At 46.5% G+C, this 16,742-nt stretch carries 16 protein-coding genes; 8 read left to right on the top strand and 8 right to left on the bottom strand.

Annotated features, from left to right (window positions below):
• Window positions 1-315: 315 nt before the first annotated feature.
• The 8 genes from B2W60_RS05255 (at window position 316) to B2W60_RS05220 (ending at window position 10,713) form a co-directional block, all read left to right on the top strand.
• On the top strand, window positions 316-822 hold the full coding sequence (locus tag B2W60_RS05255; protein ID WP_292362269.1) for a DUF2383 domain-containing protein: 507 nt from the start codon (window positions 316-318) through the stop codon (window positions 820-822).
• A gap of 92 nt (window positions 823-914) precedes the next feature.
• Window positions 915-1,307, top strand: a complete 393-nt coding sequence (locus B2W60_RS05250) for a hypothetical protein (RefSeq protein ID WP_292362270.1) — start codon at window positions 915-917, stop codon at window positions 1,305-1,307.
• A gap of 131 nt (window positions 1,308-1,438) precedes the next feature.
• The gene (locus B2W60_RS05245) at window positions 1,439-2,146 is read left to right on the top strand and encodes a ferritin-like domain-containing protein (RefSeq protein ID WP_292362271.1); all 708 of its coding nucleotides are present in this window, start codon (window positions 1,439-1,441) and stop codon (window positions 2,144-2,146) included.
• Between the two features lie 192 nt (window positions 2,147-2,338).
• Window positions 2,339-3,682: an NfeD family protein gene (locus B2W60_RS05240; RefSeq protein WP_292362272.1), complete on the top strand. Its 1,344-nt coding sequence runs from the start codon at window positions 2,339-2,341 to the stop codon at window positions 3,680-3,682.
• Window positions 3,683-3,687: 5 nt separating this feature from the next.
• Window positions 3,688-4,440 (top strand): slipin family protein, encoded by a 753-nt coding sequence (locus B2W60_RS05235; RefSeq protein WP_292362273.1) that lies wholly within the window; start codon window positions 3,688-3,690, stop codon window positions 4,438-4,440.
• Between the two features lie 256 nt (window positions 4,441-4,696).
• Window positions 4,697-8,395, top strand: a complete 3,699-nt coding sequence (gene metH, locus B2W60_RS05230) for a methionine synthase (protein WP_292362275.1) — start codon at window positions 4,697-4,699, stop codon at window positions 8,393-8,395.
• Between the two features lie 68 nt (window positions 8,396-8,463).
• Complete coding sequence (locus B2W60_RS05225; RefSeq protein ID WP_292362276.1) at window positions 8,464-8,667, top strand: SlyX family protein; 204 nt, start codon at window positions 8,464-8,466, stop codon at window positions 8,665-8,667.
• 15 nt (window positions 8,668-8,682) lie between these two features.
• Window positions 8,683-10,713 (top strand): tRNA(Met) cytidine acetyltransferase TmcA, encoded by a 2,031-nt coding sequence (locus B2W60_RS05220; protein ID WP_292362277.1) that lies wholly within the window; start codon window positions 8,683-8,685, stop codon window positions 10,711-10,713.
• Here B2W60_RS05220 and B2W60_RS05215 read toward each other — a convergent pair.
• From B2W60_RS05215 to rluC, 8 genes are read right to left on the bottom strand one after another with little or no spacing between them, the layout of a single operon-like run.
• On the bottom strand, window positions 10,705-11,043 hold the full coding sequence (locus tag B2W60_RS05215) for a Rieske (2Fe-2S) protein (RefSeq protein ID WP_292362278.1): 339 nt from the start codon (window positions 11,041-11,043) through the stop codon (window positions 10,705-10,707). The two genes, B2W60_RS05220 and B2W60_RS05215, sit on opposite strands and share 9 nt — an antisense overlap.
• On the bottom strand, window positions 11,040-11,903 hold the full coding sequence (locus B2W60_RS05210; protein WP_292362279.1) for a PfkB family carbohydrate kinase: 864 nt from the start codon (window positions 11,901-11,903) through the stop codon (window positions 11,040-11,042). Before B2W60_RS05210 ends, B2W60_RS05215 begins: the two co-directional genes overlap by 4 nt.
• A gap of 14 nt (window positions 11,904-11,917) precedes the next feature.
• Complete coding sequence (locus tag B2W60_RS05205; protein WP_292362280.1) at window positions 11,918-12,565, bottom strand: adenylate kinase; 648 nt, start codon at window positions 12,563-12,565, stop codon at window positions 11,918-11,920.
• Between the two features lie 43 nt (window positions 12,566-12,608).
• Window positions 12,609-13,448, bottom strand: coding sequence for an HDOD domain-containing protein (locus B2W60_RS05200; protein ID WP_292362281.1), 840 nt, complete (start codon window positions 13,446-13,448; stop codon window positions 12,609-12,611).
• Window positions 13,439-13,603, bottom strand: a complete 165-nt coding sequence (locus tag B2W60_RS05195; protein ID WP_292362282.1) for a hypothetical protein — start codon at window positions 13,601-13,603, stop codon at window positions 13,439-13,441. Before B2W60_RS05195 ends, B2W60_RS05200 begins: the two co-directional genes overlap by 10 nt.
• Window positions 13,603-14,586 (bottom strand): S49 family peptidase, encoded by a 984-nt coding sequence (locus B2W60_RS05190; RefSeq protein WP_292362283.1) that lies wholly within the window; start codon window positions 14,584-14,586, stop codon window positions 13,603-13,605. The genes B2W60_RS05195 and B2W60_RS05190 overlap by 1 nt, the downstream gene beginning before the upstream one ends.
• 44 nt (window positions 14,587-14,630) lie before the next feature.
• Window positions 14,631-15,293 carry an HAD-IA family hydrolase gene (locus B2W60_RS05185; RefSeq protein ID WP_292362284.1) on the bottom strand — a complete coding sequence of 221 codons (663 nt, stop codon included), beginning with the start codon at window positions 15,291-15,293 and terminating at the stop codon, window positions 14,631-14,633.
• Entirely contained in the window at window positions 15,290-16,249 is a 960-nt protein-coding gene (rluC, locus tag B2W60_RS05180) for a 23S rRNA pseudouridine(955/2504/2580) synthase RluC (RefSeq protein WP_292362285.1), read from the bottom strand. Before rluC ends, B2W60_RS05185 begins: the two co-directional genes overlap by 4 nt.
• Window positions 16,250-16,742 lie beyond the last annotated feature (493 nt).

Raw genomic sequence — 16,742 nt, 5'->3', positions numbered from 1 at the left:
ATATAGATGTTCTGTCCGAGTAAAAATTACCGGCGATAGGAATTTTTTATACAGCAAAGTGAATGTTATTCCTGCTTTTATTAAAAATCATACCGACAAAAACCTTGTACCACCTGCATGAACTATCAAATCCGATTGCTGGCATAGAGTTTGCCATGGTTTGTGGAAAGTGAGTTTCTCAAGATGATATGGCAGCTTTGCGCTGACATATGTGAGGCAAGTGCCAGTGAATGTAAACAGCATCATCATGTGCACAAGCCAGTTCAGAAACATACTGGAAAATGGCTAGCTGAATGATTATGGGCAACTGAACAAATGCGTAACAAATTAATTGCCAACTTTAAAAGTGATGAACATACGATGGAAGTAATTGATGAGAGTGATGTCATGGATTCTGAACAAGTTATCAGTAAGATTGGTGATTTGGTGTCATTGGAATTCAATGCCATCGAAACTTACGAAGCGGCCATTGAACGATTGGACAATCTGGATTACCGGGCAAAAATGACAGAATTTCTGGGGGAGCACGAGCGACATTTAATACAATTTTGTGACGCCATTATACAGGAAGGTGGCGCCCCACCTGACGGTGCTGATTACAAACAATTTTTGACCAAAGGACCAGTGGTAATCGCTGCAATTGGTGGGGACAAATCTATACTGCAAGCCATGTTGCTAAACGAAAACCTGACGAACAAGCTATACGAAAATGCCAATGAAGAGATATACCCGGGCTATATCCAGCTCATGCTGAAACAGGCTTTGGGCGATGTGCGCCATCATCGGGTTTGGATCGAATCGGCCATTGAACAGCTTGATTGAATAAAGAATTAAATTAACCGGGTTTGGCTGGAAACAATTGGTTATAAAAAGCGGTCTTTTTGACAGCTACCTTATATTTAAGGATTAAAGAAATGTCTAGAAAGTTATTTCTTTCAGCAACTGTTTCGATGGCTTTTTTTGCCACACCATTGGTGGTAGCAGAACAAGTGGAGCAACCACAGCCCCATCTTCCCACAAATGACCAGCATCAGAGTAATCAGGTTGTTAGTGCGCTGAATCCGGGGCGTTCACCAATCCAGAATAATCCTCCATCCACTCACCTATTGCCGGCTACCCCACCTGCCAAAACCGTTATGAAGCGTGATCCAGCAGGAGCTTCTGCCCGGATTAATTTACACATGTCTAATCAAGTTTTACCCAGTGCGCAAGTCTCGTCTGCTTATGCATCAGTTGTTGCGGAGGGTGCTTATCTGGCTGCCTATCCAGGTAGAAATTTTTCAAACACATTGATGCCTTATCACTGACATCAATGTGAAACGATTAACAAAGAAAATTTACGGCTTGATTTGGATGAGCTTTCGGTGTTGAACACAATTTTTTATCACACTGATTTAATTAACCAAGTTTCAAGCTCACAAGATAAAAGGACGCTGCCATGCCACATGCCAGAAAATCAGATAGTCACCTTAATCCGGATCAACATTCCCGGTTTTCAAAAACAGTCACGGATGATGCTTTAGCCTCGACCAGCAACACTTTGGAAAGCAACAAAGCAAAAATTGGACTTCATCCTGAATTTATAGATGAAATGGACCTTCAGAAGCTGAGTAAATCTGTTCCTGATGGAACTGCTGGCGATATAAAAAAAGTCCATCAGCATAATACAGAGTTACTGTTACATAAATTAGGCCAGCGACTGGCGTTTGAACGCGCCAGTGTCAGGTTGTATGAAGCACTGATTATTAAATGTCTGGCAAACCGAAAAGAAATAAAAACCGTTATTTCTCTCGATCAGCTACGACAATTCCGTGATGAGGAGGTTGAACACAGTCTCTTGCTTAAGACCGCTATTGAAACCTTAGGCTTTGATCCTGATGAATGGATTCCGGATACGGATTCCACTTTACTGGCAAGCTTACAGATCCCCAAGGTATTCACCAAAAAAAACACCACTGTTTTACAGTGCCTTGAGTCCGTATTGATATTCGCCACAAATGATAATTCCGAGTGGCATACCTTGCATGAACTGTTCACTAATATGGGGTTAAAAGATTTGGCGGATGAGTTTAATCAAGCACTTGAAGAAGACAGCAGACAGCTGGAAGCTCTCTCGCGGTGGATATACCAGTTATCGCATGCATGAAAACTCCGTTTGAAAGCAGCGAGGAATAGTATCTGTTTTTCGGTATGTGATTGAGTGGTCAACATACACTGTGTGTGCATAATAAATCCTAATCCTTAAAACCGTAATCTGTTGTTTAAATAAGGATTTATGTTGACACGCGTATTCACTTTGCTCCACCATGAAATCTCGGATACCAGCCAGGCAAACGCTATGAAAAGTGTCGTGACCAAGCGTTACATAAGCACCTTAATATTGCTGTTTTGTTGTCTGTTGTTTGTGCAGAAACCTGCCTATGCCGCAGATAAAGTCTGGACCATGACCATTCAGAGCGCAATCAGTCCTGCAACAGCTGATTTTTTTATCAGTACGCTGCGTAAGGCTGAAAAAGAAAATGTCCGGTTGCTGGTTTTACAATTGGATACACCGGGCGGTTTGGATCCTTCCATGCGCGACATCATCAAAGCCATTCTGTCTGCCAGAATCCCCGTTGCCACCTATGTTTCTCCTTCCGGTTCAAGAGCTGCAAGTGCAGGCACGTATATTCTCTATGCCAGCCATATTGCCGCGATGGCTCCAGCAACCAATGTCGGGTCTTCCACTCCGGTAAAAATGCAGCCAGGCGGTATCACTCCTGATTTTGACAAAGATAAGCCTAAAGAAAACACCCCCGATGCCATGGATAAGAAAATGCTGAATGATGCGGTGGCCTATATCCGTGGTTTGGCGGAACTTCGTGGCCGTAATGCGGATTGGGCCGAAGAAACCGTACGTGAAGCTGCCAACCTCAGTGCCACAGATGCTCTTGAAAATGGGGTAATCGATATAGTGGAAAAAGATCTGCAACAGCTTTTACAGAGCTTGAATGGCAGAGAGGTGATACTGGAAAGTGGCAATGTGACCCTGCAGCTGGACAATATCGAATTGACAGAAATCGAAGCGGGATGGCGCTATGAATTATTAAATCTGATTACCAATCCTAATGTCGCCTACATATTGCTGATGATAGGTATTTACGGATTGATTCTGGAGTTTTACAACCCGGGTATGGGCGTTGCCGGTGTTGTCGGAATCATTTGCCTGTTGCTGGCAGCGTTTGCTCTGCATATGTTGCCGATTAATTATGCCGGGCTGGCCTTATTGATTGTGGGTATTGGTTTGATGATGGGGGAGGCATTCAGTCCGTCATTCGGGATTTTGGGGATCGGAGGATTACTGGCCTTTGTTTTTGGCTCGATTATGTTGATGGATAGTGAGTTACCGGCATATCAGATTTCCATGCCGTTAATCGCTGCGCTGGCTGTGATGTCGTTTGCCATTTTTGTTTTTGTTATCGGTGCTGCTTTGCGTGCCCGAAAAACAATGGTGGTCAGTGGACAAGAGGCTATCATCGGCGCGCAGGCAGAGGCGCGGGAAGATTTTACCGGCCATGGAAAAGTTTATGCGATGGGCGAGCAGTGGCAAGCTTTCAGTCAGGAACCGGTGACCAGGGGCGAGGTATTGCGGATAGTTGCACGTGATGGACTTGTCCTACACGTAGAAGCCATTAAGGAGTAATGAGCATGCAAACGTTTATTCTTGTAATTGTATTCATCATTGTTGCGCTGATCCTCAGTACTTTCAGGGTGCTGCGGGAATATGAGCGTGGTGTTATCTTTTTGCTGGGGCGTTTTTACAAGGTGAAAGGCCCCGGGTTGATTGTTGTCATTCCGTTTATTCAGCAGATGGTCAAAGTGGATTTGCGAACGCTGGTGCTGGATGTGCCATCACAGGATCTGATTACCCGTGACAATGTTTCTGTCAATGTGAATGCCGTATTGTATTTCCGGGTGGTTGATCCGCAGAAAGCCATTATTAATGTGGAAAACTATATGGATGCTACCGGTCAGCTGGCCCAGACAACATTACGTTCCGTATTGGGGCAGCATGAACTGGATGAGTTGCTGGCGGAAAGGGATCGCCTGAACGATGATATACAGCATATTCTCGATCGGCAGAGCGATCAGTGGGGTATCAAGGTCTCCAATGTTGAAATCAAGCATGTGGATATCGATGAGAGCATGATTCGGGCGATTGCCAAGCAAGCCGAGGCGGAACGTGAACGTCGAGCCAAGGTTATCCATGCCGACGGGGAATTTCAGGCTTCAGGCAAGTTGGTAGAAGCAGCCGAACAACTGGCTCGACAGCCTACGGCAATCCAGCTGCGCTACTTGCAGACCTTGACCGAAATTGCCGGAGATAAGAGTTCAACGATTGTTTTCCCTGTCCCTTCTCAGCTATTGGATAGTTTGCATAAAATGATGAGTAAGGAATAAAACAGTGCACCAGACCCCTAATATTTAGTTTTCATTTTCTGATAGCAGCAGAGTCATTTTTATGACTCTTCTGCCATGTTCAGCAGAAAAGCTGAACATGGCAGAAGGGCCGGCATGTTCTGTTATAATCAGGTGTTTTTTTAACCAGAGTCCGCTTGTCTTTTATTGCCACCACTGCTGGAAGCTTAATTTTAATTCAATGCTGCGGGGGTGGAAAGATAAACAGATCCTTTAACAGCCTGACAGGAAAACCGTTTTGACCACAGCTTCTCATCAAATTCGCAGTCTGCTTGAACACAAGATCCTGGTTCTGGATGGTGGCATGGGTACCATGCTGCAAAGTTACAAATTGAGCGAGGCAGATTTCCGCGGAGAACGCTTTGCCAATCATCCCTGTGATGTGAAAGGCAACAACGATTTACTGTCATTGACCCAGCCGCAAATCATTCGCGATATTCATCGGGCTTATTTTGAAGCCGGTGCCGATATTGTCGAAACCAACACCTTTAATGGTACCTCGATTGCGATGGCGGATTACCAGATGGAAGATCTGGTTTATGAACTGAATAAAGTCTCTGCCCAGCTGGCCCGTGAAGTGGCCGATGAATTTACGGCCAGCAACCCCGATAAACCGCGTTTTGTCACGGGTGTTTTAGGCCCTACCAATAGAACTGCCAGTATTTCCCCGGATGTAAATAATCCCGGTTTTCGTAACGTCAATTTTGATCAGCTGGTCGAAGCCTATCTGGAAGCCATACGTGGTCTGGTCGACGGGGGCAGTGATCTGCTGCTGGTGGAAACGGTATTTGATACCTTGAATGCCAAGGCTGCCGTATTTGCTATCGAACAGTATTTTGAACAGCATGATGTGCATTTGCCGGTGATGATTTCTGGCACTATTACCGATGCCAGTGGCCGTACACTTTCCGGGCAAACAGCCGAAGCCTTCTGGAATTCGTTGTCACATGTACAGCCGTTATCGATCGGTTTGAACTGTGCGTTAGGTGCGGAACAATTACGCCAGTACGTTGAAGAGTTGTCCAATATTTCCACCAGTTATGTCAGCGCGCATCCTAATGCCGGCCTGCCAAATGAATTTGGTGAATATGATGAATCACCTGAAGCCATGGCAATTCATATCAGGGAATGGGCAGAATCCGGGTTTTTAAACATCATTGGTGGGTGCTGTGGCACCACACCGGCACATATCAAAGCCATTGCCGAAGCCGTCGAGGGCGTTAAACCTCGTCAGCGAGTTGAAAACAAGCATTACTGCCGTCTGAGTGGTCTGGAGCCGTTAACCATTACTCCGGAAAGTCTGTTTGTGAATATTGGTGAACGCACCAATGTGACAGGGTCGCTGAGGTTTGCCAAACTGATCAAGGAAGGTGATTACGATACCGCGCTGGAAGTTGCCCGTCAGCAGGTGGAAAACGGTGCGCAGATTATCGATATCAATATGGATGAAGGCATGCTGGACTCGCAGGATGCGATGGTAACCTTCCTCAATCTGGTCGCAGCCGAACCTGATATCAGCCGGGTGCCGATCATGATTGACTCTTCCAAATGGGAAATCATTGAAGCCGGCCTCAAATGTATTCAGGGCAAAGGCATCGTCAACTCGATCAGTCTCAAGGAAGGTGAGGAAAAATTCATCGAACAGGCCAAGCTGGTACGCCGTTATGGCGCAGCAGTTATTGTTATGGCGTTTGATGAAGATGGTCAGGCCGACACCCGCGAACGTAAACGGGAAATCTGTACCCGCAGTTATGAAATCCTCACCGAAAAAGTGCATTTTCCAGCCGAAGATATCATCTTTGATCCGAATATTTTTGCCGTGGCTACCGGTATTGATGAGCATAACAATTATGCCGTCGATTTCATTGAAGCCACCCGTGATATCAAACAAAGCCTGCCCCATGCGATGATCAGCGGCGGCGTTTCCAATGTGTCGTTTTCGTTTCGTGGTAACAATCCGGTGCGTGAAGCGATTCATGCGGTGTTTTTGTATCACACCATTAAAGCCGGTATGGATATGGGTATCGTCAATGCCGGTCAGCTGGCGATTTATGATGATTTGCCAGAAGAATTACGTGAGCGGGTGGAAGACGTCATTTTAAACCGTCGTAATGATGCCACTGATCGTTTATTGGAGATCGCCGATAAATATAAAGGCGACGGCAGTGTCGAGAAAAAAGAAGATCTCGAGTGGCGCAGTCTGCCAGTGGTTAAACGGCTGGAATATGCGTTGGTTAAGGGGATCGCGGACTTTGTCGAAGAAGATACCGAGCTGGCTCGGCAGGAATATGCTAAACCGTTAGAGGTCATTGAAGGCCCGTTGATGGACGGCATGAATGTGGTCGGGGACTTGTTCGGCGAGGGCAAAATGTTTTTGCCTCAAGTCGTCAAATCCGCCCGGGTAATGAAAAAAGCTGTTGCCTATCTGATGCCCTTCATCGAACTGGAAAAAGACGACAGTACCGTCAGCAGCAGCAATGGCAAGATTTTAATGGCGACGGTGAAAGGCGATGTTCACGATATCGGTAAGAATATTGTCGGCGTGGTGTTGCAGTGCAATAACTTCGAGATCATTGATCTGGGCGTAATGGTTCCTGCTGCCACGATTCTGGAAACCGCACGTAAGGAAAATGTCGATATTATCGGCCTGTCAGGTTTAATTACGCCTTCACTGGAAGAAATGGCCCACATGGCAAAGGAAATGGAGCGGCTCGGTTTTGAAATCCCGCTAATGATTGGCGGTGCCACCACTTCGCTAATCCATACTGCCGTCAAGATTGATCCGAATTATCATGGTCCGGTGATCTATGTAAAAGATGCATCACGTGCGGTTGGCGTGGCACAGAATCTGGTCAGTAAAATCACCCGGGATGACTTTGTCGGCAAAATCAAAACGGATTATCAGGCCAAACGGGATCAGCATAAAGGTCGTAAATCCACGCGGCGTTTATTGACTTTGAAACAGGCCCGCGCCAATAAAACCAAAATTGACTGGCCAGCGTATCAAGCGGTCAAACCTTCTCAAACCGGTATTCAGGTATTTGATGATTATCCCTTGCAGGAGCTGGTGGAGCGCATCGACTGGACACCGTTTTTCCAGTCATGGGAATTGGCTGGCAGATACCCCCGTATTCTGACCGATGAAATTGTCGGTGAACATGCTACGCATTTGTTTGAAGATGCGAAAAAAATGCTCAAACAGATTGTTGATGAAAAGTGGCTGAAAGCACGCGCCGTAATTGGTCTGTTTCCTGCCAATAGTGTCGGCGATGACGATATTGAAATCTATACAGATGACAGCCGTCAGCGAGTATTGATGAAATTGCACTCTTTGCGCCAGCAAGCTGAAAAACCACCAGGTCGACCTAATGCCGCATTGGCAGATTTCCTCGCACCAAAAGATAGTGGCGTTGAGGATTATATCGGTGCGTTTGCTGTCACCGCTGGTATTGGCATTGACGAACATATTGAACGTTTTGAAGAAGATCATGATGACTATCACAGCATCATGTTGAAAGCGCTGGCCGATCGTCTGGCTGAAGCCTTTGCCGAGCGAATGCATGAGCGGGTTCGCAAGGAATTCTGGGGCTACAAGAAAGATGAACAACTGGACAATGAAGATCTGATTGATGAGAAGTATCAGGGTATACGTCCGGCCCCTGGTTACCCCGCCTGCCCGGATCATACTGAAAAAGGTCTGTTGTGGGATTTACTGGATGTGGAAAAACGTATCGGCATGACGCTGACCGAAAGTTTTGCCATGTTACCTACAGCAGCAGTCAGCGGCTTTTATTTTGCCCACCCCGAATCACGTTATTTCGGATTAGGCAAAATCAGCGAAGATCAGGTCAAGGATTATGCGAAGCGTAAAAACTGGACACTGGATTATGCCGAGCGCTGGTTAGCACCGGCGTTATCCTATGATGGGGATGACTGATGTCGGAAATCCACTATTGTTCTATGAACTTTGTAGTCGACTATCTATAAGAAAGGGGAGAGTTTGCTATGAATGAAGACATCGTAGATTTACAAACCCGTATGGCGTTTCAGGATGGGGTTATCGAACAGCTGAACCAGGTGGTTACTGATCAGCAACAACAAATTGATCGATTGGAACGTCGCCTGGAAAAACTGCTTGGTCAGGTGGAAGCGTTGCAAGCCGATCAATTAGTGCAACAAGCGGATGAGCCACCGCCACCTCATTATTAATTCAGCCCCGCACTCATGAAATTGAACAGGCCGCCAAGACGATGTTTACTGGTAAAGGGGGAGTGGGAACTATGCCATCAGACGGCAGAAGCCTTGCTGGCTGTATGGGGGGCAGCAACACATATCTGGCTCACGGATTCCTCACAAGTATCTGCCGATAAATATCTGCAAAAACAGGCCCGTCAATTTCTCGGCCGTGAATTTGATGTGGTGGTTTTTGATGCACTGCAGGAGTTTAATGCAGACAGTTTTGCCGCTATTGTTGGTACCATCCGTGCTGGCGGTATCCTGCTCATTCTGTTGCCAGAAAAAAATTTGGCCTCCAACTGGTATCAACGTTTTGAGCAGATTGTAGATCGTTATCTTGTGGAGTTTGCCGATTTTCATCAGTGGCTTCCCGGCCAGCTTTTGCCATCGGATTTTCGCCCCGAAAAATCGACAGAAACAAAATTTAAGCTGACAGCGGATCAACAAAATGCATTAAGTCTGGTGCATAAAACGGCATTTGGGCATCGTCGGCGTCCCTTATTAATTACTTCCGACAGAGGACGCGGGAAAACCGCTTTGCTCGGTGTGGCGGCGGCGGAATTAATACGCCAGGGTAAACAGAAAATCATCGTGACCGCACCCGGTTATGCGAGTGTCGATACCTTGTTTAAACATGCCAGCAGTGAATTAATCGATGCCCAATTAGGGCACGGACAATTATTCTGGAATGGCTGTGAAATTCAGTTTGTCGCACCTGATGCGTTACTTGAAAATGAGCTGGAAGCAGATGTGCTGCTGGTGGACGAGGCCGCCGCATTGACCTTGCCGATGCTTAAACAGATGTTACAGCGTTATTCACGCATCATTTTTGCGACGACTTTACATGGATATGAAGGCAGTGGGCGCGGCTTTAAACTGCAGTTTCAACAAATCCTCGATCTGCATACGCCCGACTGGCGACAGATTGAATTAACCCAACCGGTACGCTGGAATCCGGGGGATGCATTGGAACAGTTCAGTTTTGAATTATGTTTACTGGATGCTGAGCCGGTTGCCAAAGAATTAATTGTTGATCTCCAGATAAATCAGCTGCAGGTGAAAAAGCTGAGTGCCGATGCGTTATTACAGGACGAAGCCCTATTAAGACAGTGCTTTGGTTTGATGGTCACGGCACATTATCGAACCCGACCATCCGATCTGCAAATGCTATTGGATCGTGATGATATGTGGTTGTTGGGTGTGTTTAATCAACAGCAACTGGTTGCTACTGTCTGGTTGGTTGCCGAAGGTCCTATTAACCCAAGGTTGGCGGCGGCGGTATTTGCCGGAGAGCGTCGGCTGAACGGGCACCTGTTGCCACAAACGCTGCTGGCGCATTCCGGGATTAGTATCGCCGGAGAATATCATTATCAAAGGATAGTACGTATTGCAGTGCATCCAGCACTCCAAAATCGAGGGATCGGACACTATTTATTAAATACCGTGATCAGTCATTTACCTGAAAACACCGATATTGTGGGTTGCAGTTTTGCAGCCAGTGAATCTTTAGTGCGATTTTGGCAAAACAGCGATTATGGTCTGCTGCGTGTGGGAGCCCATAGCGATCATATCAGTGGTCGACATGCCGTAATTCTGGCAAAACCAATCAGCCCTGCCGGGAAAATGTTGATTGAGCAGACCCAGCAACGGCTGATTGAGCAATGGCCGGATTTATTGCTCAGCCAACTTTCTCACCTGGAAGCAGGCTTAATTCCATTATTAACGCAGATGCTGCCGCAATCCGAACTTCCATTAACAGTGGTGGACGAAGAGGAGATAACGGCATTTGCTTTCCAAAAGCGTCATTATGATGCCTGCCAGATAGCCATCCGCAAGTTTGTTGTAAATTGTGTCAAGCAGCAGAGATTTTTATCTATGCCGACAATTTTGCAATCAATTTGTTTGGTTTTTGTACTGCAGCAGCAACCAATACCTGTCGTCTGCAGGCAATTAAACCTGAAAGGTAAACAGGAACTGCTTGGGCAGTTGCGGGAAGCGGTCAGAATTTTATTATTGTGAGACCAGATATAAGTTATTTAACTCATCTACTTCTGTCTGCAGGGCTGTCAGACTCTGTCCGCGGCATGGGCCAGAAATACAATACCCTTCTTCCAGCGTAAATAATGCCCCGTGAGTAGAACATTGGATATGTGTTTCTTCCACTGATAAAAATTTATCCGGTTGCCAGTTCAATGGGATTCCCAGATGCGGACAATGATTGAGATAAGCCCGGACATCTTTACCCTGGCGTATTACCAGGATATCCAGCTCTCCGTCTTCCAGTGCGATCTGATAACCATAACTATGATGGTCTTTCAGGTCTTTGATATGACATACAAATTTTTTCATAACGATTTAACAAGATTTTCAAAACCATATTGTTGGCATTTGTTGGCGGCCAACTGACTGGCAAATTGCAGACTGTCATTAAGCGACTTTTTTGCCAACAGACTATGGATCATGCCGGCATTAAAGGTGTCACCAGCTCCCAGACTGTCGACTGCCTTAGGAATTTTGGTCGCGGGGCAAAAAATCATCTGTGCATTGTGCCAGCCATACGCTCCCTCTGCACCCCAGGTGCAGGTTGCCGAATGTGCATGACAAAGATCATCAAACAAATCCTCAGCGAGACGATAACCTTTTGCTTCAGCGTATGCTCTGGAGAAAAACAGCCAGTCAGCCATCCCGGATAAACTTTCAATACCGTCACGAGGTTTTTCAATTTCCAGGGATATCGGCACATTTGGTGAGTTTTGTCGGCAATGTTCGAGCATTTTTGCTAACTCTGTAACGTTACGACCTTCAAAGTGCAACCAGTCAAACAAGCTTAAATCGATTTTCTCAAATGTGGCAAAAGTTAGCTCAGGACAATCACGATGATGCACTATGGTTCGGCTACCGTTCTGTCGATTCAGCGTAATATAAGATGTGGGCATTTTGCCTTGATTAAGACGAGGGCAAAACTGTGTATTAATCTGATAGCGATTGAGATCGGCTTCGATAATGTGCCCGTCAGCTTCATCAATTAATGTTGCCGCCAAATAATTCTTATGGCCCAGCTGACTCAACACACAAAGGGTGTTGCTGGCATTACCACCCCGGCTCATGCGTTGTGACAATGCCCGAACTTCAGCATCTTCAGCCGGATAACTGGCAACTTCGTTGATAATATCCAGCGTGGCAATGCCGGTGGCCAGAATAACTGCCATCGTGCTAATACAAATCAGATGTCGTCGAAAATGGCGCCAACTGCATCGGTAATCGCATCGATATCCCCGGTGCCTTTAATCGTATGCAGTTTATTCTGTTGCTGATAAAAACCCACTAACGGTGCGGTTTGCTCTTCATAGACTTTCAGACGATTTTCGATAGTGGCTTCGTTGTCATCCTGGCGCTGAAATAACTCACCACCACAGTTATCACAGACACCTTCCTTAGCCGGTGGTGATAAATGCACGTTAAAAATGGCACCACAATCTTTACAGGTACGACGGCCTGTTAATCGCTGCATCAGCTCTGTGAATGGCACATCAAGCAACACAACACCCTGCAGCGGCTGGCCCAGATCGCCAAGCATTTTATCTAACGCTTCGGCCTGAGCAATATTACGTGGGAAGCCATCGAGAATATAACCATTTCTGGCATCATCATGGGTCAGTCGTTCACGAATGAGCCCAATCACGATTTCATCTGAAACCAGCGCACCGGCATCCATCGCAGATTTAGCCTGTTTACCTAATTCAGAACCTGCGGTGACTGCGGCACGCAGCAGATCACCAGTAGATATTTGCGGGATATTGAATTTTTTCGATAGAAAAACACCCTGGGTACCTTTACCGGAACCCGGCGCGCCAAGTAATACTGTTCTCATGTTTGCCTCTTGCTTGTTTGTTTTCTGTTCGTATAAGTGAGTTTTATAATAAGTTTGCTGCCAGATGTTCCAATTGAATGGCAACTTTGCGGAGTATGGGGGGAATAACTTCCGGCTGTAACTCCAGTCTATCCCAGGCCACAGGATCCAGCGGCGGTACATGTTGATCACCGCTATGGCCAAATGGAACGGCACTGACCATAACATCGGCAACATGCACGATGCAGACTTCAGCCGCATAGCCCGAAGCCAGTGGATTATGGTGATGTCTGGCAACAAAACCAAGGGACTCAGGCAAACGCCATGCCTGAATTAACGCTTCTCCTGCTTCGGTATGATCGAAACCAATCACCCGTTGCTCTGCCAGATGCAAGACCTCATGACCAAAGCGGGCACTTTTGATGGATTCAGCTGACAATTCCGGCACGGATTGATATAAAACCAGGCTACCGATGTTATGCAGCAGTCCGGCAATCAGATACTGTTCACTTTGTTTGTGTCCAGCCGCTTCAGCTAATAATTTGGCACAAATTGCACAGGCCAGACTATGGCGCCAGAAGATGTTCATTTCCATCAGTGTTTTGGGAATACCGCTGAATGCATTGACCACCGAAGTCGCCAGAACCAGATTGGTCAATTCACGGGTGCCAATAACGGTAATGGCGCGTGAAATCGTGTTGATTTGTGACGGAAAACCATAAAACGGACTGTTGACGATTTTCAGTAGCCGTGTCGTTAATGCCGGATCCGTATTGATAACTTTACTGATGTCATCAATAGCACTATTGGGATCATGAATCAGTTCATCCAGCCGGGCATAGGTGCTGGGCGGTGAGACCAGCTCAAGTGACTTATTAACCAGTGATTGAGGTGTCAGAGCCATGATGATTCACTCGATTCATCAGGGGTTAACTTGTCCAGCGATGCTTCATTAAATAACAAAGCAATCAGTGGATGTTTCAGATCGGCGTAGCGGAATAATTCCTCGCGATCAGCCAGCGCTTTAGCCACTAATTCATCATGATGTCCGGTATCCATTAGCGAAGATTCCAATATTGACTACTGATTAATGTTTCACTGATTTTCACGCCCAGACTACCAGCAAAACGATCCAGATAACTCGGGCGAGGTGTGTAATCAACAATTTCTTCGGCGCCAACGATATCTCTGGCCACCGTACTGCTATTAGCCAGTCCATCAATCAGGCCGAGTTCAAGCGCCTGTTCGCCGGACCAGAACAATCCCGAGAAGATATCAGCATCGTTTTTCAAGCGCTCACCACGGCCGGTTTTGACCACATCAATAAATTGTTGATGAATATTGTTGAGCATTTGATGGGCGTGCTCAACATCCTGTTCTTTAAGGGGCATAAACGGATCCAGGAAGGCTTTATTGTCGCCCGCGGTTAATGAGCGCCTCTCAACACCCAGTTTATCCATCGCTTCGGTAAAGCCAAAACTATCCATGCGAACCCCGATAGAACCGACAATACTGGCTTTATCAGCGTAAATTTCATCAGCCGCCACCGCAATATAATACCCGCCTGATGCACAGACATCCTGAATCACGGCATAAACCGGAAAGTCGGGACGTGTCGTACGTAAACGGGTAATTTCATCATTGATGACGCCGGATTGAACCGGACTGCCGCCTGGCGTGTTCATGCGAATAATCAAACCTTTGGCCTGTGGACTCTCAAATGCATCACGAATACCCGTTACAACACGATCTGCACTGGCTTCTGTCTCTGGCGCGATCACGCCGTTTACTTCAACCAATGCGGTGTGGGGGCCGGAGGGTAGGTTGCTTCCACCAAACGGTCTCGTCATTAGAAATATTGCAACAAGATAAAGCAGTATCAGGAATTTGAATACATATCCCCAGCGGCGTGAGGCGCGTTGCTCTTTTATGGCAGCAAAAGCGAGGTCTTGTAAGATTTTACGTTCCCATTGGTCATTTTGTGCTGCAGCACTCTGTGAATCTTGTTTGTGTTCCGGTGGGAAGTCGCCAAAAGTTGCCATTGTGTTTCATCCTGAACAATTAAAGTTAGTGGGTCACATCATAATCAAAACCGTTGGTTGTTGCCATGCAACCATTCATCCAATGCAAATAAGTCATCCACAATATGAAATGGCTTACAGGCTTGTAAACGATCCAAAGCATGCGCGCCGTGTGTTACAGCAACACTTTTCGCCCCGGCATTATGTGCCATAAGCAGATCAAATTCTGTATCGCCAATCATCATCGTGGAGTCTGCTTCAACACCACAGAAGCTTATCAACTCTTCAAGCATTTGCGGATGCGGTTTGGAATGGCACTCATCAGCACAGCGGGTAGCGGTAAATAAATCAGCCAAACCGGTAGCAGCAAGAACTTTGTCCAGACCCCGACGACCTTTACCTGTCGCGACACCAAGGAAAATATTCTGATCAGCCAGTTTATGCAATAACTCAACGGCATTATCAAACATTGGCAATTCATGCGGATGGTTCAGCCAGATTTCCCGATACGCCATGGCTAGTCGCTGAATATCGGCATCGGTGCTGTTCGGATAGAGTGTGCGGACGGCTTCGGGTAATCCCAAACCAATAATCTGGCTGATGGCGTTATCGGTTAATGGGGACAATTGCAACTTGTGAATAGCCTCCCGCATGCAGAATACGATATGGCCGGTGGAATCCATCAGGGTGCCATCCCAGTCGAAAACGATCATTTGATATTGACTCATGACCGGCCTTCCAGTTGCTTTAATACAGCTTTTAATGTGTCAGGTAATTCGGCATGAAAAGTCACCGGTTCATGAGTGATTGGATGCTTGATAGACAGTTGCCAGGCATGCAAAAACATGCGTTTTAAGCCGATTTGTTTAAGACGTTTATTAAATTCGCGGTTACCATATTTTTCATCACCGGCAACCGGATGTGATTGGCTGGCACTATGGACCCGAATCTGGTGTGTTCTACCGGTATAAAGTTTGGCAGCAACCAGCTGACATCCGGCAAAATCCTGTTTTACCTCAAATAGTGTCTTGGATTTTTTACCGTTAATATCCGGCGCCACCATGCGTTCACCTGAACTCAGCGTGTTTTTCTGTAAAGCCAGGTCAACGATATTTTCCTGAGCCGGCCAACGGCCCATGGTCAACGTAAGGTAGCGTTTATCCGTTTCAGAAGTTTTCATCTGCTCCTGCAGATTGAGCAGGGCCTCACGACTTTTGGCTATCACCAGACAACCCGAGGTATCGCGATCCAGTCGATGCACCAGTTCCACAAAACTATTTTGCGGACGGATAATGCGCATAGCCTCTATAACGCCTATCTGGATCTGGCTGCCAGCGTGTACTGCCAGACCCGAAGGTTTATTGATGACCAACAGTGCATCGTCTTCCAGTAGAATAGACTGTTCAAGTGCATCGGTCAGCGACTCTGATAATTCAGTGATAATTACTTTTTCACTGACCCGAAGCGGAGGGATTCGCACTTGATCACCGGCCTGTAGCCGGTAGGTCTGTTTAATGCGACCTTTGTTGACCCTAACTTCACCTTTGCGCAATGCACGATAAATCCGGCTTTTGGGAACGCCTTTTTCCAATGTAATCAAAAAATTATCAATACGTTGACCTGCCTGATCGGCCCTGATATCGATAAATTGAACTGCCGGTGATGCTTGTGGAGAATTCGCCATAGAATAATGTTAGGTTATTTCTTGCTGATGTGGTTGCAGACTGATATATTTCGCCGTTGGTCTGTACGTAAAATGAGGTCAGTATACCGACTTTCTGATGAACAGGCCTAAGCAAACGTCGCGCCCCCTAGGAATGGGGTTGATGCGGCTGAGGACACGAAACGAATTTGAATACGCTGAACAGGGGTTCAGTGATGCATGGCTCCCAAAACGGAGCTTGTTTTGAGAATAATGGTTCCCACGTCTGGCTACAGCAAAACAAATAGCAAAAAATGTACGAGACAGGGCGACGAAGTAAATAATCAAACGGTTTGTGGCTAAAGAGAGTCGCAAGCCGTTATGTAGCGTTGCAGAACCCTATTGCAGCCACAATGTGATGACATTGTATTAATGACCAGCAATCTGATGATTCGATGCTGGCAGTGCCCGACTAGTTGATTATATTGCTGATAAAACGCCGTTCTGGATCTGGGCAGGCTGATGCCGCCCGGCT

Origin of the sequence: Methylophaga sp. UBA2496, from assembly GCF_002341635.1 — a bacterium.
Lineage (GTDB): Bacteria > Pseudomonadota > Gammaproteobacteria > Nitrosococcales > Methylophagaceae > Methylophaga.
The sequence above is the reverse complement of the archived record's forward strand: the minus strand, read 5'-3'. Positions and strand labels throughout refer to the sequence as shown.